The organism is Bradyrhizobium algeriense (genome assembly GCF_003062295.1).
GTDB classification, from domain to species: domain Bacteria; phylum Pseudomonadota; class Alphaproteobacteria; order Rhizobiales; family Xanthobacteraceae; genus Bradyrhizobium; species Bradyrhizobium algeriense.
In genome coordinates this window covers 15,697-38,125 of record NZ_PYCN01000044.1, presented here as the reverse complement: position 1 = coordinate 38,125, position 22,429 = coordinate 15,697, and the positions used below count along the sequence as shown (strand labels likewise).

General features: G+C 59.3%; 20 protein-coding genes and 4 pseudogenes. 13 read left to right on the top strand and 11 right to left on the bottom strand.

Annotated features, from left to right (window positions below; all coding sequences use genetic code 11):
- The 3 genes and pseudogenes from C7G61_RS38290 to C7G61_RS38280 form a co-directional block, all read right to left on the bottom strand.
- A pseudogene (locus C7G61_RS38290) lies at positions 1-389 on the bottom strand (hypothetical protein); the annotation flags it as partial.
- Positions 390-391: 2 nt separating this feature from the next.
- A pseudogene (locus C7G61_RS38285) lies at positions 392-1,030 on the bottom strand (tyrosine-type recombinase/integrase); the annotation flags it as partial.
- A 298-nt stretch (positions 1,031-1,328) separates the two neighbouring features.
- Positions 1,329-1,811 (bottom strand): hypothetical protein, encoded by a 483-nt coding sequence (locus C7G61_RS38280; RefSeq protein ID WP_108522817.1) that lies wholly within the window; start codon positions 1,809-1,811, stop codon positions 1,329-1,331.
- Between the two features lie 372 nt (positions 1,812-2,183).
- On the opposite strand from C7G61_RS38280, the gene C7G61_RS38275 reads away from it, so the two are divergent.
- Entirely contained in the window at positions 2,184-2,465 is a 282-nt protein-coding gene (locus C7G61_RS38275; RefSeq protein WP_108522816.1) for a type II toxin-antitoxin system Phd/YefM family antitoxin, read from the top strand.
- Between the two features lie 116 nt (positions 2,466-2,581).
- On the top strand, positions 2,582-2,848 hold the full coding sequence (locus tag C7G61_RS38270) for a hypothetical protein (RefSeq protein WP_244608670.1): 267 nt from the start codon (positions 2,582-2,584) through the stop codon (positions 2,846-2,848).
- A gap of 30 nt (positions 2,849-2,878) precedes the next feature.
- Here C7G61_RS38270 and C7G61_RS38265 read toward each other — a convergent pair whose 3' ends face one another.
- Complete coding sequence (locus tag C7G61_RS38265; RefSeq protein ID WP_108522815.1) at positions 2,879-3,154, bottom strand: hypothetical protein; 276 nt, start codon at positions 3,152-3,154, stop codon at positions 2,879-2,881.
- Positions 3,155-3,291: 137 nt separating this feature from the next.
- Here C7G61_RS38265 and C7G61_RS38260 point away from each other — a divergent pair, with 137 nt between their 5' ends.
- On the top strand, positions 3,292-3,489 hold the full coding sequence (locus C7G61_RS38260; protein ID WP_108522814.1) for a hypothetical protein: 198 nt from the start codon (positions 3,292-3,294) through the stop codon (positions 3,487-3,489).
- Between the two features lie 62 nt (positions 3,490-3,551).
- A pseudogene (locus tag C7G61_RS38255) lies at positions 3,552-3,695 on the top strand (IS3 family transposase); the annotation flags it as partial.
- A 252-nt stretch (positions 3,696-3,947) separates the two neighbouring features.
- Here the strand turns inward: C7G61_RS38255 and C7G61_RS38250 are convergent.
- On the bottom strand, positions 3,948-4,184 hold the full coding sequence (locus C7G61_RS38250; RefSeq protein WP_244608668.1) for a hypothetical protein: 237 nt from the start codon (positions 4,182-4,184) through the stop codon (positions 3,948-3,950).
- A 352-nt stretch (positions 4,185-4,536) separates the two neighbouring features.
- On the opposite strand from C7G61_RS38250, the gene C7G61_RS45155 reads away from it, so the two are divergent.
- The 3 genes from C7G61_RS45155 (at position 4,537) to C7G61_RS44200 (ending at position 6,386) form a co-directional block, all read left to right on the top strand.
- The gene (locus C7G61_RS45155) at positions 4,537-4,794 is read left to right on the top strand and encodes an outer membrane protein (protein ID WP_190242167.1); all 258 of its coding nucleotides are present in this window, start codon (positions 4,537-4,539) and stop codon (positions 4,792-4,794) included.
- Positions 4,795-4,994: 200 nt separating this feature from the next.
- Positions 4,995-6,158 carry a type III polyketide synthase gene (locus C7G61_RS38240; RefSeq protein WP_338026169.1) on the top strand — a complete coding sequence of 388 codons (1,164 nt, stop codon included), beginning with the start codon at positions 4,995-4,997 and terminating at the stop codon, positions 6,156-6,158.
- 24 nt (positions 6,159-6,182) lie between these two features.
- The gene (locus C7G61_RS44200; protein WP_057853236.1) at positions 6,183-6,386 is read left to right on the top strand and encodes a hypothetical protein; all 204 of its coding nucleotides are present in this window, start codon (positions 6,183-6,185) and stop codon (positions 6,384-6,386) included.
- Between the two features lie 460 nt (positions 6,387-6,846).
- On the opposite strand, the pseudogene C7G61_RS38235 reads toward C7G61_RS44200, so the two are convergent.
- Both C7G61_RS38235 and C7G61_RS38230 read right to left on the bottom strand, forming a co-directional pair.
- Positions 6,847-8,232: pseudogene (locus tag C7G61_RS38235) on the bottom strand (alpha,alpha-trehalose-phosphate synthase (UDP-forming)); the annotation flags it as partial.
- 328 nt (positions 8,233-8,560) lie between these two features.
- A complete protein-coding gene (locus tag C7G61_RS38230) occupies positions 8,561-8,806 on the bottom strand; it encodes a hypothetical protein (protein ID WP_108522811.1) in 246 nt (81 codons plus the stop codon).
- Between the two features lie 134 nt (positions 8,807-8,940).
- Between C7G61_RS38230 and C7G61_RS38225 the strand changes: the two genes are divergently transcribed.
- Genes C7G61_RS38225 through C7G61_RS38200 form a run of 6 tightly spaced genes read left to right on the top strand, consistent with a single transcriptional unit; the run spans position 8,941 to position 17,014 of the window.
- Positions 8,941-12,093, top strand: coding sequence for a DUF2169 family type VI secretion system accessory protein (locus tag C7G61_RS38225; RefSeq protein ID WP_108522810.1), 3,153 nt, complete (start codon positions 8,941-8,943; stop codon positions 12,091-12,093).
- Positions 12,083-13,159: a pentapeptide repeat-containing protein gene (locus tag C7G61_RS38220; RefSeq protein ID WP_108522809.1), complete on the top strand. Its 1,077-nt coding sequence runs from the start codon at positions 12,083-12,085 to the stop codon at positions 13,157-13,159. The genes C7G61_RS38225 and C7G61_RS38220 overlap by 11 nt, the downstream gene beginning before the upstream one ends.
- Before the next feature lie 4 nt (positions 13,160-13,163).
- On the top strand, positions 13,164-13,571 hold the full coding sequence (locus tag C7G61_RS38215) for a DUF4150 domain-containing protein (RefSeq protein WP_202975820.1): 408 nt from the start codon (positions 13,164-13,166) through the stop codon (positions 13,569-13,571).
- A gap of 34 nt (positions 13,572-13,605) precedes the next feature.
- Positions 13,606-14,562 (top strand): hypothetical protein, encoded by a 957-nt coding sequence (locus C7G61_RS38210; protein ID WP_108522808.1) that lies wholly within the window; start codon positions 13,606-13,608, stop codon positions 14,560-14,562.
- A gap of 17 nt (positions 14,563-14,579) precedes the next feature.
- On the top strand, positions 14,580-15,236 hold the full coding sequence (locus tag C7G61_RS38205) for a DUF3540 domain-containing protein (protein ID WP_108522807.1): 657 nt from the start codon (positions 14,580-14,582) through the stop codon (positions 15,234-15,236).
- 5 nt (positions 15,237-15,241) lie between these two features.
- Positions 15,242-17,014 carry a tetratricopeptide repeat protein gene (locus C7G61_RS38200; protein WP_108522806.1) on the top strand — a complete coding sequence of 591 codons (1,773 nt, stop codon included), beginning with the start codon at positions 15,242-15,244 and terminating at the stop codon, positions 17,012-17,014.
- Between the two features lie 567 nt (positions 17,015-17,581).
- On the opposite strand, the gene xopAG is transcribed toward C7G61_RS38200, so the two are convergent.
- The 4 genes from xopAG to C7G61_RS38180 all read right to left on the bottom strand — a co-directional run bounded on the left by xopAG (position 17,582) and on the right by C7G61_RS38180 (position 22,403).
- Positions 17,582-18,970 (bottom strand): XopAG/AvrGf1 family type III secretion system effector, encoded by a 1,389-nt coding sequence (gene xopAG, locus C7G61_RS38195; protein ID WP_202975819.1) that lies wholly within the window; start codon positions 18,968-18,970, stop codon positions 17,582-17,584.
- 861 nt (positions 18,971-19,831) lie between these two features.
- On the bottom strand, positions 19,832-20,344 hold the full coding sequence (locus C7G61_RS38190) for an Hcp family type VI secretion system effector (RefSeq protein WP_190242166.1): 513 nt from the start codon (positions 20,342-20,344) through the stop codon (positions 19,832-19,834).
- Between the two features lie 195 nt (positions 20,345-20,539).
- Entirely contained in the window at positions 20,540-20,899 is a 360-nt protein-coding gene (locus C7G61_RS38185) for a hypothetical protein (RefSeq protein WP_108522804.1), read from the bottom strand.
- Between the two features lie 22 nt (positions 20,900-20,921).
- On the bottom strand, positions 20,922-22,403 hold the full coding sequence (locus C7G61_RS38180) for a type VI secretion system Vgr family protein (RefSeq protein ID WP_108522803.1): 1,482 nt from the start codon (positions 22,401-22,403) through the stop codon (positions 20,922-20,924).
- Positions 22,404-22,429 lie beyond the last annotated feature (26 nt).

The following is a 22,429-nucleotide window of genomic DNA, read 5'->3' as shown; positions in this document are numbered from 1 at the left end:
TCGGTCTGCACCACCGTGGTATCGACACGCAGCTTTTGGCCGTCTTCCAGTCCGAGCTCGACCGCCGCCCGCACCACCAGATCATTGATCGCCTTGAGCGTCTCGGGCGTGAGCCGATTGAAGCCGCCGTGGAACGCATCATGTCGAGGCACTGGCAGACAATAGAAGTCCGTGAACTGGCGCAGCGTGCATCCGTCGGCGATCCGCTCGCGTAATTCGCGATAGTTCCAGTTCTTGACGCGCATCAGAACCAGCGAGCGCAGCACCTGTTGCGGCGTCAGGCCGCTGCGACCCGTCTCGGCCTTCTTCAAACCCCGCGTCCGATCGCAGCGGACCTGGTCGATTATGTCCTTCTGGTCGTCAAGAAAATCGGAAATCGCCTGCAGCAACTCGACACCCGATGTGCTTTATGGCAGGTGGGCATCCACGGCGCTTGTCGATATCGGTTCTCCAACAACGGCGCCGGGAAACGTCCACGCCCCGGTGGGGCGCACGGCGCGCCAATAGTTTGTCAGCACCTCCAGCAACCTGGCCGACAGCATGACATAGCGGTCTTTCTGTCCCTTGCCCTGCTCGACGCGAAGCACCATGTGCTGGCGATCGATAGCTTCAGGCTTCAGACGGGTCGCCTCAGAAATACGCAGGCCGGCGGCATTGCACGTCGTCAGGATCGCCTGGTGTTTGAAGCTCTCGATGCAGCCAAGGAAGTGCAGCACCTCCTCGGGGCTGAGAATGATGGCCAATGTCTTTGACGCCTTGGGACACGGAATGATCTGGGCGAGATCCCAATCGAGGCGGAGCGTGACGCGGTAGAGAAATCGAAGCGCTGCGACGGTGACGTGCACCGAGCGCGGCGCCAGCTTCTTCTCGTTCGTCAAATAGACCTGATATCCTCCGGGCTGAGCAAAGCCGGCGATTTAGCGAAATGCCGAGCGAACTGCGAAACCTGCAGCAAATAGGAATCCTGCGTGTGTTGCGACAGGTTGCAGACCTGCATGTCTTCCATCATGCGTAACCGTAGCGAGGTCATAGCGAACTCCTTGGCAAGAGGGACGCTGCGCGCGGGCAGCAACGCCATCTTGCCAGGGGCAAGCTCCTCTGAAATGGTATCGATTACGTCGCTCTGTGCCCGTGGTGCCGGAGTCAGGGACGCTGGCTGGCTTTAAGGGGGTACGCCGCACTCAACGCGGATACTCTCCCGCGGAGCGGGTTCGTCCAAAATAGATTATCCGCAATAATCATATCGAGTGTGAGATTGTTGAACGCGCGGTACTTGAACAGCCGCCTCGGAATGCTTTGCTTTTTGGCCATTGCGTCCCCTTGAGCGGCTATCTGGGTCCAGAGTTCTGAACCACCCGAAAATAGTGTTCCACGTTGTCGCCGGTCAGCACTACGATCTCGGCCCAATCGATATTCACGAAGGGCTTGCCGGTTGCTGAATGAATGGAGTCGGGATCGAAATCACCCTCGAACAGATGGCGGCGAAGTACGTAAAGCTTTCGCGCGTCTTCGCTGTTATGCTTGAGGCAATTGACCAGAAGCCTCAACTCTTCCAGGCCGGCCTTGTCGATGACAATCGACGCCTGTGTCAGTGCGGCAACCAGATCGGCGTGGTTTGGCTTCCTTCTCGCCTGCGGCACCCATCGCCGCGCGCCACGCTCCCACAGGTGGTATATTACGATCACGAACGCCTTTCGAAGCAAGAGGAGCGCAGCTTCAGCCTCCAGGCGGCGCTCTCCGAACTCTTCGCCATAGTGGCGTCCAGCGCCGGTTTCCTCATCATAGTCCTCCCACTGGGCACTTGCCCGCATCGACCCTGCGCTGAAAATCGTCCGCCTCCTGCTTGGTCTCATCCAGCTCCTGGAAAAAGGGTTGCGTATGCGGCATGAAAGGCCACGCGCATCTGGCGGACACGATGATCAAATAGGGCACGACGCATTGTTCTCAGGAGGAATGTCATGGGCGACTGGTGGTTTCGAGCGTGGGATCGCGTGCTCGCTTTCAAAGACCTCGTAGGATTGAGCGCCAGCCCGAGCGATCAACCCTGCGACGGATGGCAGAGACGGCTCGCTTCAGACGAAGCCTGCCGCTCCAAAGATCCCTCCCCGATAGCTGCCAAGCGAACACCCTTGCAGGATATACAGCATTGCTGTATATATTACAGCAATGCTGGAGACCGATCAATGACCCAATATTCAACCAGTGATCTTTCCAGGAAGTCGGGGGATATCATCGCCGAAGCCCTGCGCCGGCCCGTCACCATTACCCAACGGAACAAGCCGCGTCTGGTGCTGCTCAGCATCGAAGACTACCGCAAGCTTACGGCCAGAGCCGACGCCCGGAAGGCCGGTCGGCTCGAGACGATGCCTGACGACTTGTTTGAGGACGTCAAGCGGGCCGTCGACGCCTATGAGCGGGAGAGCGACGAGACGTTGAGCCGGACGAGCTTCGCACCGGATGCGTGATCCGATTTTCCTATTTATGGGTGCGCTAAGCTGAGCGCGGGGAAACGGAAGGCCGCAAGCCTCGCCCGGTGGCTGTGGGTGTACGGATTGCCAGGCCGAAAGGTGAGGACTTGTTGGTGCTGTTTCCGATCACCAGTCAGCCGCCCTACTCCGATCGTTTTGCCGTCGAAATTCCTGAGATGGAAAAGCGTCGTGCCGGTCTCGACGCTTCGCTACGCCTCTGGATCATCCTTGACGAATACAATCAGGACGTCATCGGCCAGTCGTTCTACCTTGAGCCAGAGCCGCCACTTGGCCATTTCAGCAAGGCGTTTTTTCTGCCGTTGATGAAAGAATTCATTGCCCGCCGCGCCAGCACGCGCGGCGTTAACCGACAGCGTTAGATGGACGAGCCTGCCAAGAGACCAGACCTTTCACCGGAGCAGCAGAATACGGCGGCCCTGATCCGGCAATTGCTCGGAAAGGGCATGGCCGACTGCTATGTCGACTTCTGCCGGCTGTCGGCTGGCGCGCTTCCGCTCCGGGTATCCATTCCGCTCGCGGCCCACGCCTTGCGGGAGCTTAAATCGGTTCTGCGGCAGACCTTGGCGGGGCCGATGAAGATTGCCGCCGACGTCACACCGGACGATCTCGCAAAAGTCGAAGCCACCAGGAAACACTTGCACGCAGCCGGCTTCAACGACGATCAATCGCGCCGCCAAGGAACTGCAGCCGCGGTTGAGTCACAAGGCACAGATTCAAGCGATCGTCGCGCGTCTCGGATTGGCAGCCGATGGCGATATCGCGCGCGCCTGGATTGCGATTTCGCAAGCACACGGCAAGGCGCATGGTCGCGCTCTCTATCAGTCGCTGGCGGTCGATGCAGAATTTCGCGCCCGATGGCAGGAGCCTCACGATTCTGCACGGCCCTGTCGAGAGCCGCCTGCGCCTTTGCGACCGCCTTCTCGCGTCGCTCACGTTCCTGGCCGTCCGCGGCCTCTTCGCGCCGGCGCTCGACATCACGCCGTTTCGGCTCTTTGTTTAGCTCCGCTACCGCTGTCCGGGCAGCTTTGTCACTGATCGTTGGCGCCGTACGCTTCTTCGGCCTATCGCCGCGTTCACGTCCTGCTTCGTCATGAAGGATGGCGCCGCGGCCAGAACAAGACCCGGCGCGTCTACCGCGAGTTGGGCCTGCAACTGCGCAACAAAACGCCCAAGCGGCGCGTCAAAGCCAAGCTGCGCGATGACCGCTGAACTGCACCCGGCAGCAAGGTTGAGAATGCCTTTTAGTGTGCGCCTTCGGGGCCGGCGCCGAGCGCCGCCGCGATGGCGTTGCGGATGACTTGCTCCTCGGAGGCCGCGAACTCGACGCCCTTGGGCGGGCCGCGACATGAAGGCGAAGAGCTGATAGTGCAACTCGCAGTTCGTTGAGCGCGTCACCGACGGCAGTCACGGCCGCGCCGACCTCAGTCAGGTCGCGGCCGGGACACCGTCATGTGACGCTCACTCATAGCTCGCCTCGGAGGCGAGAAGCTCGTCGCGGACATCGCCGAGATGCTCGGCGACGACCGAGCCAGCTTCGTCCGACATGTCGACCTCCCGCGAGACCCAGTCGATGTGTCTGGCGGCGTCAGGCCTATCGACAATGGCAAAACGTCTGGGGCGCGACGAACTCGCGCGGCCCGCGTCGAAGAAGGCGAGCGATTCATTGGCAGAGGCGGGCACGATCTGACCAGTCAACTACCAACCCTATCAATTGATGGAGAAGACAGGTACATGGCAACCGTGATCCATGGACACCGTCAAGAAAGTTGCATCGGAATTGGGTCAAGAAGGATGAAAAGAATCCTGCTGGGCACGGTAGCCCTGGTGGTGCTGGCCGCCTCTGCCGCTGATCTGGCCGCGCGGCTCTCCCGAGCGAAGCGGTTCCTACATCGGTATCAATAGCGGTGGCGGCCCCGCGCGTCGATGCTGGCATCTCGTCAACGCTGGCGTTGTGGTCCGCACTCCGCCCCTTCCCATCAGGAGCCATAGTGCGACAGGAGGCCCGCTCGGCGGCGAAATCCGCTTCCGCTGGCAGATAGCCAACTCGGTGTTCGGCATCCGGGCGAACGGCAACTGCGCTGATTTCAAGGACTCCAACGCTAACCTCACTTTCGTAGGGCTCCAGGATGAAACCAGGGTTGATGCATTCGGCCTGCTCACGGGCCTGCTTGGCTACGCCTGGACTGACGTGCTGCTGTATGTGAAAGGCGGCGCTGCGGTCGCCCGCGATAAATATCAACTCTCCGAATTTGCGACTGGGCTGCCCTCACCGACGGTAGCGAAACCCGGCGGCGCGGTACAGTAGGGCGGACCTTGAGCGCTTTTTTCAATAACCGTCGGCGCTGAGTACGATTGCCTGTTCATGGGCCCTCGGAACCTGGACTTCTTTTCAACCGGGATCGCGGGCTTTTCCAGCGAGCGGCCTCGCAGAAACTGCCCGCATTGGGCAGGACATCGGCATCGGTTTGGTCCACGTGAACTAACGCTGGGACGTAGCGGACGTCTTTGATCGTCGCTTTGGTTCGAGGCGAACAACAAGAGGAACTGATGTCCAGAATTTTGGCTGTTGGGACGGCTTTGCCAACATTCCGAATTTCGCAAACCGAGGCCAAGGTACTAGCGGGTCGCCACTTCGGATCTAGAATGGAGAAGCTGAAGAGGTATCTTACAGTATTCGATAATACGCTAGTCGATCAGCGTTTCTTTTGTGTAGCGCCCGAATGGCTTCTCAGCGAGCATCGCATAAGTGAGACAAACCAGATATACTTGGAATGTGCAAAGGAGCTCGCATGCAAAGCGACCGTGCTCTGTCTCAACAGGGCCGGCGTGAAGCCCGAACACGTCGATCGGATTATATTTGTCTCGTCGAGCGGGATAGCTACCCCCAGTCTCGATGTGGATGTGATCTCGAAGGTCGGACTGCGAACAAATGTACGACAGACGCCCATATTCGGCCTCCGATGTGCCGGAGGAGCATCGGGAGTTAGCTTGGCAGGAGCGATTTGCCGCGCAACGAGCGAACGCGTTCTCCTCATTGCTGTGGAGCTGACATCCCTTACATTCCAGCCGAATGATCTCACCCCGAAGAACGTTGTTGCTTCAAGCCTCTTTGGGGATGGCGCTGCCGCGCTCCTAATCGGCCCAGCTGAAAGCGGCTCTGGCAAACTGGGTATCGTAAGAAATACGAGTTTGCTTTACCCCGACTCGACTTCTTTAATGGGCTGGCATTTTGGCGACGCCGGATTTGAAGTCGTCGTCTCTGAGCGCATTCCATCAATGATTAGCGAATTGATGCCACATGCACTGCGGTCGTTGCTAGCGGAGGATGGCATCCATTCTAACCAAGCGAAGAGCTTAATCTTTCATCCCGGCGGGAGAAAAGTATTGGATGTTTGTGAGCAGGGCCTTGGGAGATCGTCTGAAAACTTCTTTTCCAGCTATGAAACTCTTCGACGTCATGGAAATATGTCGAGCGCAACTGTACTATTCGTTTTGGATCACGTGCTTGAGCATGAGGAGCAGGCGCCAGGATCATACGGAATCCTAGCTGCGTTCGGACCAGGGTTCTCGGCCGAACTGTCGTTACTGAAATGGGTTGACAGCGAAGCGGCTCAGCGAGGGTCTGCACATCTTGAGTCAGTCGGTGACCGATTGGCGCGGATCGCGTAGTAGTGGCCGGCATCAACAAATTCGTTGCCGGTGCTGCTGAGCGCCAGCGTGCCCGAGATGCGTACTCTGCCGCCGGTCTGCTCGGCCACCGCGTTAATGCCGCCGCACTGGAGGTGCCGATTTATGAAGGATGGCGGCGCGATGCATTACAATGTTCTCAACGACGATGACGGCCTCGATCCGGTGACCGTCCTCAACTTGGACCTCGGCAGGCGGCGGCAAATATGACGACATCTATGACCGAAGGCCTTTGATAATCGACGGTTCGAGCAAGAGGTGCCGATTACAACCCACGCGCGGTTGTTCAGCCGCCCTTAAGCCGAGGTATGAGAATAACGTTGACGCCCAGCGGATTGTTAGGGGTCACCTCCCTCAACCCTGCAGCCAACTGCGCCATGTAGGGATGACCATGGATGTAAAAATTTGTCGTCGGCTGGAACGGCCTCGGGAAGGCGTCTACTCTATTCAGCACGCCGAGCAGGACGTCCGGGGCCAGTTGGGGACCGTGGTTCCAGCCCGAACCTACGATGTGCGTGAAATCATCATCTAATCTCCTAGCCCGTACATCGAACGCTGGACGTGACAACCGCCGCGGCAGGTCCAAATGGCTTGCCCCGCCGGCTAATTTCCCCTCGACTTTCCCTTTCGAGCCGCTAGGCTCCCCCACATTCCGCGGACTGAACTGTCCCGCGAGTTTCTCGGTCCGAATTTTCTCCAACTCCGCAACGAAGTCCGCGGTCCATTGCTGGATGGGATACGCTAGAAGCGTCCTCATCATGTCTTGCCAGCGCGAGATGCGCTCGGCAGGCGACATCGAAATTGCGGCCGAAATCTTGTCTGCTATGTCATCAATGTTGTTCGGATCGACGAGCAGCGCCTCCTCCAGCTCTTTGGCCGCGCCGGCAAATTTAGACAATATCAGCACACCGGGATCGTTCGGATCTTGCGCAGCGACATATTCTTTCGCCACCAGATTCATGCCGTCACGCAACGGCGTTACCACGGCAACTTTCGCTGCGCGGTAAAGAATTGCGAGGTCGGCCTGACTGAAGCCCTCCTCGAAATGACTAATCGGGGTCCAGTCGCCCCTACGATGGCGGTTGTTGATATCGCAGACAAGGCCGGCGACATCTTTCTGCAGATTGCTGTAGGCCTCAATGCCGCTGCGCGACGGGGTGGCGATCTGCAATAGCGAGATGCTGTGCGCGAGATGCGGCCGTTCGGTCCACAGGCGGTTTAAAGCGTGGAGGCGTTTGTCGATACCCTTGGAGTAATCGATCCGATCGACGCTGATAGCAATCTTCTCGCTATTAAGACCGCGCCGTATCCACGAGATCCAGGGCTCCGAGGCCGCGTCGGCGCTCAATTGCGCGAACTTGGCCGGATCGATGCCGATCGGAAACACTTGGGATCGCGTTTGGCCATGACCCGAGGTTACAACACAGTCCTCGATGGTAAGCCTGAGATGCCTAAGATCGGTGCTGACATAGGCGATGAAATTCCTCCGGTCCTCCTCGGTCTGAAAGCCGATCAGGTCGTAAGCCAACATCGCCTCGATCAGTTCGCGATGATGCGGCACACTCCGCATCATGGCTGGCAGCGGCCATGGCGTGTGCAGGAAGAAACCGATCGGCTGCTTGATGCCGACCTTACGCAGCTCAGTGCCGAGCGGGAGGAAATGATAATCATGCACCCAGAACGCGGTCGGCTCATCGAACCGGAGCAGTCTTTTTGCCATCACCGTGTTGATCTCGCGATAGCTGAGATAGTCTAACGCCGAGGCGTCGATCAGGTCGGCGCGCGAATGCAAGGCCGGCCATAGTGCCGAGTTGGCAAAGCCCTCATAGTAACGCCGATAATGCACGGCAGGCAGATTCAGCGTCACAAGCTTGCCTGCGCCGAGCGTCTCGACAAGCGGCGCTTTACGACAACCATCGCCCAATTGGTCCGAGGATCCCACCCAGATTGCTCCGGATTGTTCGACCACAGGGAGTAGCGCAGCCGCAAGGCCGCCTATCTTGGGTTGATTGGCGTCGCCGCTGTCAACCCGGTTCGACACGACGATGAGATTCACAAGTCATCCTTGCCCGTCTGATCTGCCGTCACCCGGCGTTCAATCAATATGGCTTGATTATCGCTTCAACCAAGACGAACCCAAATCACGCGCGCAGGCATTCAGTCTTGCTACTGGAAACAAGAAATTTAATGCAAAGATATTCTTGCACGCAGTTGCGCGGTGTGGAACCGCGGAGACACACTAAGGCTCTCGCGTGGTCCCATTCGCACGTCTATTTATCGACGATTCCATACGCGCTTCGTCGGCTGCCACCAATCACAGCAGGTCGGCTCGAATGACGGGCGGGCCACGCACATCCCCTCGCCGACCCGCAAGACAAATGTGGTCATTCCGGAGCCATTGCACCAACAGCTCCGCCTCGCGAGAGCAGCTTTCCAAAGGACTGCGAAGCACGGGTTTTGTGCAGACGGAAGAGCTTGTACCGTTCGGCAATCGCCGCAAGCCCCCTTATGATGCTGTCTTCTATCTGGTCGCTCAAGCGGAATCCGAGCCGATGAAGGCGCCGCGCAAGCAAGTCGCGGTTCTCCACGACACGATCGACGACCAAAGTCTTGCAGTTCGGATCGGCCATGTACGCAACGCTGGCTGATCTTCTTGCCCACCTAATCTGGTATGTGACACATAGACGCGTCCGCATAGGCGGAACGCAAGTCCGTCACGCTCGAGAAATATAGCGAAGAAGCGACAATTGTCTCGGCGGGTCTCATGCCCATTCTTGTAAAGCCACGCACACTGGGTCTGTTGACCAAATGCGAGCGCCGTCCTCCCGGGGCAAGCCTCATCATTTCCGTTTTCGCGATGTTCGACCTCGCCAACCCGAGCGCGGACCGCCTGGAAGGCGAGCAGGAACTTTGGGTGATGGCCGCGAAGGAGCTTCCGCCCGGCAACCCTCTCGACATCGGCATGCCCAAGCCGCAAGCGGAAGTGCTCATCGGCGGACATGCGGCAGCGCCTGAGGGACGGCCGACGGAGGGCATGATGTTGGGCTGGACGGTCGGACCGATGCAGAAGCACCTTCTCGTGACCGGCGACCGTTATTGGCAGATGACCGCCTCCGGCTGGCGACCGACAGCCGCGCAACCATTCCGGCAAATGCCGCTAACGCGGCAACGCGCGTTCGGCGGGCCCGGCTACGCCGCGAACCCCGTCGGCGCCGGCCACGGGGCTCTTCGCCGCAGCATGGCCGGCGAACTGGTGGCGCTGCCCAACGTGGAAAACCCCGAGCACGCGATTCAGTTCATCGAAACGATCGCACCGCCCGCAGCCTTTGGACCAATGGCGCTCGATGATAAGGAGCGCCTGCGATACGCGGGGACCTATGACGCCGCGTGGCTGAAATCGGTTGCTCCCGCTCTGGCGAGCGATGCCGATCCGCGCCTTTTCCTGTTTGCGCCGCCAGACCAGCGCATGGCCGGCTACATCTCGGGCGGAGAACCCTACGCGCTGCAGAACTTCTCCGCGGAGCATCCGTTGATCGAAGGCCGCCTGCCGGCCTTTCGCGTGCGCTGCTTCGTCGGCTGGAGCGATGCGACGCGTGGCGTCACGGAACTGCCGACGCGCATCGATACCCTGTGGCTGTTCGCGGGAGCCCGCCGCGGCGTCATGATCTACCGCACGGCGACCGCCGTGCAGGAATTGGACGGCAGTGACGTTGGCGACATTATGGTCGCTTACGAACAACAAGGCGAGCCCGCGCGGCCGTTCGATCATTATCTGAATGTCCGGCAGCTGCGGCTCGACCCGACGAGCGCCGCACGGTATGCCTTTTCGGAACATCAACTTGCCCCTGAGATTTCGGCTGCCGAACGCGAACGCCGCGCGGCGCGGCGTCGCTATTTGGCCGAACAGCGCGCAGCGCGGCAGCTGGCCTCCATGCGCTGGGCGCTCGAGCAGGAGTTCGCGGGCATTGAGCTTCCGCCTTCGCTGCGCCCGACGATCGAGATACCGTCGATCGAACCGTCAAGCATTCCGGAATTGTTGCCGGAGGAACTCGAGAGTGGCGAGATCGAATTGGCCGAGATCCTCGACGCCTTGGAGACGGTACAGGCCAAGGCAGAATCCGATCTCGACAAGCTTGACGCTCAATATCAACCCGTGCGCGCGGCCTATGAAAAGATTGCCAGTCGAAACGCCGCATCAAGCGATATCGACGCCTTGCTTGCCGCGATCGGTTCCACGGACGCTGCGCAGTCGATGGACGCAAGCTTTGAGCAAGCTCCGCCATTCCCTGCGCTGCCGGACACTGATCCGGCCCTCATAGGCGATATCGAAGACAAGCTCGCGCGGGCGAAAAACTGGCGTCGCGAAATCCTTGGCGCAGCAGCGCAACCGCTCGACGAGCAAAAACAATCCGAACTTGCACATGCTCGTTTCTTTAACTTGGCGGCTGGACGACCGCTCGAGCCGATACGCAACGCCATATCGGACGGCGCCTTTTCGCTTCCCGATATTCCCACGCTTGTACTTCCGGAAGAAACGCGGAGCCTCACGCCAGAGGCGCCGCCGCGCCTGACCATTGACGACATACTGGCGCAGATCGAGGCCTCCGGTACACCGCCTGACGCCGCCCAACGAGCGCATACGGCCCTCGCCGATGCTGAAGCGGCGCTCAGAAGGGCCCTTCCTGCGTTACCGTCCGATGACCGCCCGCCGTTCGAGGCCTTGAATGCGCCGCATCAAACGGCAAGCGCTGATGAGCCCGAAGGAAGGATCGCCGCGGCTAAAACGGAATCTACGAAAGCATTGACCGTCCTGCGGACCGAGATCGATAAAGCCGAGGGCCAGTTGGCAGCCGGCATGGCCGCAGCAAGGCTCGCCTCACCCAAGCCGCTCAGGCCTGAAACGATGCTGGCACCAGCTGTCGCACGCGCGCTGGGGGATCTGGTGGAAGAGGAGTTCCGGCGCGGCGGCACGATTGCTGGTCGCGATCTAGCCGGCGCCGACCTCTCCGGGCGGCGATTCGTGAACGCGGACTTCTCCGGCGCCTTTCTTGAGCGCGCGAAGCTGAGCGGGACCAACCTGGCCGGCGCAAAACTGATGAAAGCCGCACTGTCCGGCGCAACGCTCATCAACGCTGATTTAAGCGCGACCGATCTCACCGAAGCCAATCTCGGTGAGGCCGACTGCCGCGGAACGCGTTTCGCAGGCAGCCAGCTTGTGCGCACCAATCTTCTCGGCGCGCGCATGGTGGGCGCATCCTTCGACCAAGCACGGCTTGGCGAGCTCCAGGTTTTGCGGGTACCGATGATCGGGGCAACCTTCCGCTCTGCGCAAATACATCAATGCTCCTTCATCAAAGCCGCCCTCGAGAACAGCGTTTGGGGGGACGCCGTCCTCGAGCGCGGACAATTCATGGATTTATCGCTGTCTGGTGCGAGCTTTGCTGGCGCGCGACTTAAGCAAACCTGCTTTCTCAAAGTGGCAGCGCCCCAACTCGATCTCAGCAGCTCGCAATTTGACCAAGTCAGCTTCATCGGCGACATCGATCTGCGCGACGCCCGCTTCGGCCGCAGCAGCGCCGAGGCGCTCTCTTTTCAGGCGGCCGACCTCAGCGGCACCGACTTCACCATGGCTCGACTGAACGGTGTTTATTTCGGCAAGTCGACGCTGGCGCGCGCCATCTTCCGGATGACATCGCTGAAACGCGCGGTCTTCACTGGCAACGATCTGCGCGGCACCGACTTCTATGCCGCTAACCTGCTCGAGGCACATCTCAATGAAGCCGACCTCACCGGCGCCAGTCTGCGCCATGCAAATCTCTATGGCGCCGACCTGATGGATGCTTCTTTGGTCGCGACCGATTTGAGCAACGCAAATATCGACCGCACCGTCCTGATGGTCACGCGCCATGTCAATTGATCTCTTATTGCAATCGGTCGACCATAAGTTCCCCGTACGCGAAGCCAACCTCGATGGCCAGATGCTGTCTGGACTGAGCCTGAACGATGGCGTTGTGCTGAGTTCTTCTTTTCGCGGCAGCCAGTTCACGCGTGCCCGCCTGACCGGCATGACGTTTCAGGACTGCGACTTCAGCGGCGCTTCCTTCGCCGACGGTTGCCTTGAAAAATGCATATTCGTCGGTTGCCGCGCTGGCAGATCCGACTGGCGGCGGGCGCGCTTCACCCAGTCGACGTTCATGTCATCAGATTTCAGCCATAGCGACTTTAGCGAGACGCGGCTCAGCCAGACGACAGCGATGCGTTGCGTGTTGGCCCAGACGATCCTGAGCAAGGCCACCCTATCTCAAAGCGCTCTCATGGATTGTGACCTCGCCAATGTCGTGCTCGACAACGCCACGCTGACGAACGCCGCGATAACGCAGGCCGATTTGCGCAGTGCACAGGTCACGGGACTGCATTGCGACACGATTCTCTTCTCGGAATGCGATCTGTCGGAGCGGGACCTCTCCGGGCTGATGCTTGCGCGAGCAAATTTGAGCGGCGCCAAGCTGAACCGCACAAACCTGTCCGGAGCAGACCTCTCCGGTGCGGTGTTGGCGGGCGCGAGCCTCGTTGGCGCCGACCTCTCCAGCGCGACGGCTCCGAACGCACTGTTTGTCAGGGCTAACCTGCAAACCGCAAGGCTGCGCAATGCCAATTTGACGCAATGCATCTTCGTAGAGGCGTGCCTCGACGGCTGCGATCTTTCGGGCACAACATTGGCGACGGCCGTTTTCACACGTGCATCGGCCAAGTTCGCCTTGTTTGCCGGCGCCGACATGTCCTATGCGCTGATGCACCACGCCAAGGTAGATGGCAGCGATTTTTCCGGCTCGCGCTTTCTGCGCACTGACTTTCACTGCGCGTCGACCGAAGGCAGTCTGTTCGTGACCCAGCGTGGGAGTGCCCTGCATACTGTGCCGGAACGCGCCGTCGCTGAACTCTACGATGCAAGCCGCGTCATCCCTCTCAACGGAGTGAGCTAAACAAATGACTTTTGTCAATTCAAGTGGCCCGATGTCGGCGGAGGATCAAGCGTTTCCCGACGTCTGCAACACGCCATCCGGTCCCGCCGTTGTGCCTACCCCCTATCCAAACGTCGTTATGAACACGACGGCTATTCCTACGCAGTCTCGGTTCCTGATCATGTGTATGCCTGCACACAACATGACGACCGAGCGCGCGACATCGATGGGTGATAGCGCAGGTGTGGCCCTCGGCGTCATCTCTGGCCTTGTCATGGGTCCAGGCCGCGCCAAAGCGGGATCGGACAATTTGTCAATCGGCGGGTCACCGGCAACCAAAATGGGGATGCCGACTAAGCAGAATGGTGCCAACCCGAACGCGTTCGGACTTTCGATATCGCCCTCTCAAACCCGCTTGATGGCGCAGCGCTGAGGTGCCCACAGCCACACGATTAGGGAAGCCTACTATGCCAAATGCCTATACCCGACTGGTCGTTCCAGAAACACCGTCTTCTCCCCTGACGAAGTCGAGTTATCTGCGCCTCGGTTCTTATTCGGACGAAGAAGAAAAACTTGTCACGGGTCTCACAACGACTATTGGCGAAAGTCCAGCTGCGATCAGCAAACATGAAAGCGACAATGCCGGCTTACTTGCCTTCACCAACAAGGACTTCCAGGCAAATATCGAAGGCGCTGCACTGCTCAAAATCGCTCGCGGTCAGACCACGGAGGTCACGAACGGCAACTCCCAACATCAGGTCCCGAAAGGCACTTATGAGATCTCCGCCGAGAATGGCGTGTCAATCAGTGCTGGCGCTAATGGGACGCCTGCGGACATCATCCTGACGGCCTCGAACCGCGTCAAGCTCATCAACAACGGCCACAAGCTGGAAACGACCGTTGGCAACTCGGAAAAGCAGACGATGGGCGACACCAAGGAATTCTTTCAAGGCACTAAATTCACCTGCATGAGAGGCGCAGCTACCACGCTGGTGATGGCCAATAACGTATGCATGTTCTTTGGGGAAGCGTTCACCTTCAAGATCTCAAGAGAATGTTCATTCAATCTGAGCGATATGAACTCTGTCACGATCGGCAACAAACTTGACATTGTCGAAGGAAACGACGTCAAGCAAGTGATCGGCAATTCGGCCAAGTGTGTTTTTGGACCCGACTTCAAGTCGGCCGATAGTGATACCAAGATTCTCAGGACAAGCAATTTCAAGCTCGCGCCCGTTGACGACTTGAAGGTGGTCGGCCGCGACGGCAAGGTCTGCAAGATGAGCGTGTCCGTAACGGAAGAAGAATTGAGTCAGGGAAAGTCAAGCACGGAACAGTACGAGCTTGTGACCCGAGCAGCTGAGATCATGTCCAGCACCGGCAATGAGGAAGTCATACAAAAGAAGTCGATAAATTTCATGTAGCCGGCTGGAGAGCAGGAATGACGATGACGATCCGTGCCACAAACACCGACATCTTGGCGATGGCCGAGCGCTTGCTTGAACCTGGACATCACACAGCCCGTGTAGTGTCAGTCAGCGATGATGGCACTGCGATGGAGGTCGAAGTCGCTGGCGCTCGTCACACCGCGACGGTGGCTGTTGGCTGCCTGGTCCGGCCTATACCACGGGACATGGTGCTGCTCTTCGCTAACGTGGAGCAAGCCTTCGTCGTGACCGTGCTCGAGCGGGCGGCTTCCAATGGTGGCATGGTCGGCCTACCCGGGGGGCGCAATATGTCGATTGAGGGCGAGACCATCACCATCGCCGCGCGCCAGCGCATATCCTTGCGCGCCGATAGTATCGATCTGCAGGCTAAGTTGTTTGCGGTGCTCGCGAACAAAGGCACCTGGATCGGCAAGCTCTACACGTTAGTCGCGGACCGTGTCCGATGCTCGGCGCGGATCCAGGAAGCGAGCGCCGAGTTGCTTACGGTGAAGGCGGTCGAGCGTGTCGCGGTGATCGAGCGTATTGACTCATTGCAGACCGAAACCCAGGCCATTAGGGTCACCGGCATTGCCTCCGAGATAGCCCACAGCAAAGTCATCGCGGTGAGCGAGGATCTCCGCCTCGACGGCAAACGCGTCACGGTTGCATAGCACAGATGCTGTCCACTGGCATGCCGGCTCCGACCCGGCAGGAGACGGTTAGAACGGTCCAGGAGTTTATCGCGGCCGGCCGTCTCGAGGAGGCGGAGGCGCTACTGGAGGAGGTCGCCACCACAAGTGATCCCGATACGCTCAATGCGAGGGCCACACTGGCACTTGCGCGGCGGCGGATCGAGTTTGCCTTCGACATGCTGTCGGAAGCGGCGACCATCTACCCCGAACACGCCGGCCTCACCACCAATCTCGGCATCGCCCACGGATTGCTCGGCCGCGCTGAGGAGGCGGTGATTTGCCTCGAACGCGCGGCGGCTCTCGCTCCGCGCAACGAGGAGATCAAGCTGGCGCTCGCTCATGCCCTACTGAGCCGCGGCAACGTTGCGGAAGCCCGCGCGATGACGGAGACCGTTGTCCGACACGAGCCAGGGAATGCGCGTGCCTTCCTTCAACTCGGCGCCATCGAGTTCGCCTTGGGCCACAGCTCGTCGGCTGAGGCCGTCCTGCTTCGTGCGCTTGAGATTGCTCCGGACGATCCCGATGCGCTGGTCAATTTATCGGTGCTCATGCTCGAACGCAGCCGCTTCGACGAGGCGCTCAACCTTGCGGAACGCGCGCATCTGCGCGCCCCGCTCGATACAGCCGGGCTCTTTCATCTGGCTTATTGCCGCGCCGCAACCGGACTCTGGCCGCAAGCGGAGGCCACCTGCAAGAAACTGCTCGCCTATGCGCCGGCTCATGTTGGTGCGCGCGAAATTGTGGCCCGCGTTACGATTGCCAAGGGTGAGGTGGACCGAGGCATTGCGCAACTGACGGAATTCGTTCGCGCTCGCAAATCGGATCCTTCCGCCGCGCTTGCTCTGGCGCGTGTCCTGCATCTCGTTGGCCGGTTCGATGAATCCCTCAAGCTTGTCAGCCACGTCGTGCACACGCGACCAGAGAGCGAAGCAGCGAAGTCTCTACAGACGACGCTTGAACTGACGCTCGGTCACTTCCCGACACCTGATCCGGCCGCCTTGGCGCTTGTGCCGCAGATAGTCGTGCCGCCGACGACGGGCGCCCTCGAATTCGTAGCACTCGTTCGTCTCTTGCGTCGGCTGACGAGCCAGCAAAATGTGCATGTGGTCGCGGAGCCACGTTACCAGGCTCTTCTTGCCGGCCTCGCCGAGCAGGTCATTTCGGACGAGCCGAGGCCCGAGCTCTCAGCTATGCCGTTGCAATCATTATTGCGCGTTCTGTCGACCGACGCCCGCAACATTGCCGATGGCATTCCCTACCTACGCCCCGAAGCCGAACTGTTCGCCAAATGGCGGGATGCTCTGGCCGCGTTCGCAAGGCCTTTGGTGGGCATCGTGTGGGAGGATGGCGCTCTCGGCCTCTCGATGGAGCAGGTCGCCGCCGTGATCTCTCACTCCGTCACCCCGGTCAGTTTGATGAGCGGGGCGCAACGGCATGACATGAAACGATGGAGTCGCCCGATCGATGCTGGTGTGCATATCGAATGTCCTGCGGAATTGATCGCAGCGATCGCCAATCTCGACGCCGTGGTTGGGCCCGACAGCTTCGCCGTCCATATCGCCGGAGCGCTCGGCGTTCCCGGCGTGGTCTTCGTGCCGCGCGGTTATCCCTGGTATTGGGCTCAGGCCGACGGCAAGCCATTGTGGTATCCTTCATTCGAGGTTGTCGTGCAGGAACGGTTCGGCCATTGGTCCGGCGCGATCGACGAAGGTCGGCGCCGGCTCGAGACCCTGCTGCGCACACGAACGATTGACTGAGCGGCGCTCCCACAGCATCGCGGCAAGCCCAAGTCGCTGGTTGCTGAAGCTGCGATTGCCTGCTTCCTTTCTCCAGACGATTGCGATTGGCGGGTGGGCTGCGATAGCCAAAGGGGCGAACGCATCGCGCACGTGCTCGAGCGGCTTGAACGCAATGAAAGTGTCACGTTCGAGACAATCACGTTGTTTATCCGCTTTTGGATGACGGTAACATCCGAACGGCGTTACGCGAGACTTGCCGCCCATGAGAACGTCTCTATCTAGGAGTCACCGTGCTTGATCTGGTCAGATTTGGAGGTGAATGTGATGAATCCCGTCAACAATATCAACAGAGTCGACGGCCGCAGATTTCGTGCAGACGTACTACGTCCAGCTGCAACTGTTCGGCCGGTCCTTGATCGCTGCTTCATCAATCGTCGGTGATCACCATCCGTGGTGACGGCTATCGGGCTTCGAGAAGAGCCGTTCCGGCGGGGAAGCATGCGTGCAATGAGATCGGACCTAACTCGTGTTCCAGCTCAGACCGCCTCGAGAGCGTCGCTCGCTAATACACCACTCCTTACGGCGTCAACGCTGCTTCGAGAGATATCTGCCGCCGTAATACTCTCGCGCGGCCTTCCGACACACCCCCATGTAGAACTCATCCGCGTCTTCGGTGGTGTAACCAGCGCCGGCGAAGCAGCCGCGTGCCACCTCGTGGAGCGAGTGCCGTATTGACGACGTGTCGTCGTATACGGCGTTAAGGCACGCGACGATGACTATAACGTCCTCCTTTGAGAGGCGGGGCAGGCCACTCATCAAGCGCGCGTGATTGATGCAGGCGACGGCATTGGCGCACGTGAACGAATCGCCCAACCCTGAGCAATCCTCGAACCCATTGCCCTGCTCGTTCAACTTGAAGTGCGCGATGGGCAGATCTTTCATGATATCGATCTCCTTGTGGTTCAACTCCTCACCTATCACGGGATCATGACCCGATCGCCTCTCCTGAAGCCAGACGTCGAGTTGGTGTAGTCCCGGCCCAACCCAGCTTTTGTTGCGTTTGAGCGGGTTCTTATTTGGATCTTCGAACATAAGCGTCGCATCGAGCTTGTCGGTTTCCGCCCGTGATAGCCAACCGTGCTCGTACATGGCCTGCATCACGACGTCCTCAGCGTGTCCCCAATGCTCGTCCGCAGCGTAGACCTGCCTGAAGTTCAGGATGGCTTGGCCAGCCGCGAACTGGGCCTCCTCTCTGAGACCGCCGTCCTTGTCGAGCAGCGCCTCCAGCCTGTCGATGCATCGCTTGAAAGTTAGTCCCTTCTCGCTCTGGAAGGTGGCGTCCCGGAAGTGCTGAACGCCCTTGTTCACGAAAGGTTGGGTGATCGACCTCGAGGTGTAGCCATAAGCACCAGTTTCATCGTTGAGCACGCCCGTCAATGCGTACTTGTTCTTTCTGTCGTATAGCGGGCTGTTCGTCAGGTCCGGATCCTTCGGCACTTTGGATGGCCTGTACTTGGCCACGCACTCGTCCTTCACGAGATGACCCTTCATGCAGCTCAGGTTCAGCACAAGAGAAGTGTGCGCCGCTATGGAATCCACCAGGCGACCAACGTGTACATAGGTCGCCGCCCGGTAATCGATCATCGTTACGAACAGGTTGTTACCGCAGGTACGGATTGGATTGAGGGGACGTTCATTGAGGCGCCGAGTGTCAGGGTCGGCAGCGTGATACGACGTGTAATACTCCCTCGCCTTCGCCTGAGCCAACCTAAGCCGTTCGTTACTGGTGAAGCCTTTCTTCCCGTCGTGCAGTGATGTGGTAGAAAGGAAAAAGTCGTTTGCGACCTCATTATAGGCGTAGCCCGCGCCCGCGAGATACAATCCGTATTTCACTGCGCGCGCAAAGTTTGGCCCGTCTCCCCTCCCGCCTTTCGCTCCGTCTCCATTATTCGTTCCCTTCCCGACCTGCCGCACTACAGAGCTCCTCCCAGTTGGAGTTGCCATACTCCGGGCACTGACCCCAGCAAGTGAATGCCCCTCTCCATTGAGCGCAGTCATCGCACTCGGGGTCTCGGCCTGTCCGCCGACGATTTGCCAAACCTGGGAGCGAAGCGCAGCAAGTGAATGACCCGCCTGGTGAAACGCACTGAGCATACTTGGGGCCTCAGCCTGGCCGCCGACGATCCGCCAAACCCGGGAACGTAGAGAAGCAAGGGAATTGCCCATTTCGTGGAACGCGGTCATCGCGCTAAGCTGTCAGGCAGTCCACAAACGATCCGCCGGTTGAGTCCCGAACGCCGTGAAGGCTGGTTGTTCCCAATTCGCATCTCATGTTCGTCAATCACTACCCATGACGCAGGATCAACAGTACGATTCCGGCACCCTGTTCGGCTACACGCGCGATATTTCGTTCCGAACACGACCGACTTGATGCACCGCGAGGCCCTAAAGCCACCAAATGAACCGGCGTATCTTTGCCGCATGTCTACGTTGTGCGTCCGACAATTCGTCCGATCAGCAGGCATATGAGCCCGGCTTGCTCAATTGGCCCAGCCTCAATGCACCAATCGGCAATGTCAGCCAATGCTCCCGGCCTATCCAACATTCTGTTGAGCACGGCTGGACCGATCTACCTACTCTTAGCATTGTCTGCACACTGCCGTGAAGCAGACCCGGCATGGCCACTTCCACGTCCTGCGACCCGTCGAATGTGCGCAATGTATCCACCATGTACCGGACGGTGCCTGGGACCAAGTCACCGTCCTTGGCTTGGCGGGGGTGCATAGCGCTTCGTAGACGCCGCAAGACGGCGACAGCGCAAACGTCGCGGCGTTGTCACCATTTATCCTCGCCGCTGGTGCTGCCGGGCACGTGCTCCCATTTCACTTCTTTGTAGGTGAACGACCAGTCTTCCATGTTCTGAAAGAAGTTGTTCTGCGGATTGATCGTCAGCGGCACATAAGCCTTGCTCTCGACTAACGTCGCGTTTTTCCAGCTTATTTTGAAGAAGTTCTGCGGCTGCGGCACGCCTCCTGGATCAGTGCGGTAGAACTCGCAGACCACCTCTTCGAGCACCTCGTTGGTGGCCAGCGCCTGCCATAGCAGCGGCGAGGCCCGATCGAAGAACTTGGTGAAGAGCACCGGCTGGTGGTTGCGAGCACCCGTGGCGACACCGCTCGTCGCATCGCGCGGAACGATGATGCCGCTGGTGAAGGCGACCACGGTGATCTTCCCTTGCTTACCCGCATCACCCTTGGCGACCTGCCCGATGCTGTCCGGCTTGGAGGCACCCTTGGAGATGTCGCCCTGCTTCTTTCCCTTGATTGTCATGTAGGCTTCAAGTGACACGTTCGTCTCCCAGTCTCTGGCATACGCCGGCCCGCACCGGCACAATGGACATCGCAACATCCGTGCCAAAAGCCGTGCGCACCCGACACTGATATTTGCGGGCCTTCCGGACGTGATGGTCAATAGGACTGCGCAGATTTCCAGGCACCGGCACCCATCACGCAAAGACCTCGTCGCGATCGAGACAGCAATCCGTCACGGCATGACAGGGCCGACCTGTTCCAATTGACACTCGACATCGAGAAATGCACGTGTGGCAACGTCGAGGACAGCCTGCCCCGTCACACGGTAACCCATGCGGTTATCAACAACGGCATTGCCCTGCAGGGCGTAGACGAGCACCGTGCAAGGACCGCGTCGTTCCTGCTCGAGATAGTGCGCGGATAATTTGAGGCGCAATTCTCGTCCGTCACGAAGCCGTTGCGAGCAAATGCCATCGGCCGACGGCAGTGGTATGTTGATCGATGCTGTTGGCAGGATGGTCGCGCGTGCCGTATTGGCGACCGCTTCCAATAGCGGGTCGATCTCGTGAGTCGCTGGGCGCCAGACGGCCATAAGGCTCCATGAGGTGAAGAAATCACGCAGGTCCGTCGTACATCACGATCGAGGCGCCAGATTGCGACATAAGGCGATTGGACAAGTGCGTGTCCGAGGTCACTCCTCCCTTCATATCTGGATTGTGGACCGCTCCGACCACTACCGGCCGGTCAATGTCGCCGTTGATGTAGCCGACCAGAACTTCCGTTCCGGGGACCAACGGACAATGCAAGCCGGTTTGATTCGGACCTGCATAAGGTTCGAGCTTGCGCACGTAGTCGCTGCCAGGGCCCTCGGCCGGTTCGTCGGCGAATGTAAGCTGCAGCTTGTAGCGGCCCTGGTCGTCGATCTCGGCCCGCCCGTTCCAAGCTTCTCCATCGACTGTGGCGGTGTGGAGGCCGACGCCAAGAGGGACAGGCGTCATCGCAACCGGTCGATAAGGCACGTCCGAGCGGATGCAATGGACCATGTTCTGGTAGGCTCGCCCATTTTGCCCGAATGCGCCGAATCCAGTTGGCGCCGGGCGATAGGCCGAGTGATCCGCGGCGATGACGAGATATTCACCATCGAAGCGGGGATGGCCCTCCAGTTCGAAAATGACGCCAGCGCGCAGCTCCGGTGCGTCGCTGTGGGCGATGTACATTGTCTGGCCGGCGCAGATCTGCTCGGCACGGATCCGGGCCAGCGTGGCCGCTTCTGCTTCGGTCGCAAAATGCCCGCCGAAGCGCGAGGCTTTGCCCAAGAAGCCGCTGCCTTGTCCGACCTGCTTATCGACGGACACAACGGAAGGCACCGTTTCGTTGTAATCGCGGAGCGCGATGGTCTTTGTCGAGAGAACCCGGCGCTGCCGGAATGACCGAACGGCGCTTTCGTCGACGCCTCGCGATGTCTTGCGCTCGTGCTGGCGCGCATAAAGAATCGCCGACTTAACGCCGAACCCGATCTTGGGGAAGGCCAGATTCTTGTCGCCGAAGACGACGGTTTCACCGTCGCCTTCCTGCTTGAAGAAGTAGAAAATTCCGTTCCGTTCGCAAAGGCGCGAAATGAACGTCAAATCACTTTCATTGTATTGCACAACATAATTTCGCTTGGGATAGCGATCAAGATTGTATTCGGTGGGAATGTTGATGCTCACCTTGTTCAACTGCTGTTTAATGATGTCATCGACGCCCATGGGTTGGCCAGGGCCATAAATGCGGCTCGCGATGGAGAGCTCGGCGACCGCAAAACGCGGCCGCAGGACGAACTGGAGCACCCGCAGGTCAGTCACCGTTGGATCGAGTTCCTCAACTTGGGCGCACAGGCCCGAGGCAAGCCATCGCCCGCATGCGGTTTTGACAGACAGCTTGGCGCGCTCACCTATCAAAGAGCCGGTATCGACATTGCTCGATGTCGTGGCATAGATCACGTAGCTGAACGGCAGGGAAATGCACTCTGTGCCCTCGAACCCTTGCACGTCGAGTTCAATGTTGGGCTTGCTGCAAATGTGCAGGTCAATACTGAGATTGGAGTCGTTGGTCATCGGTGCACCAAGTCAAACTGTGGCAG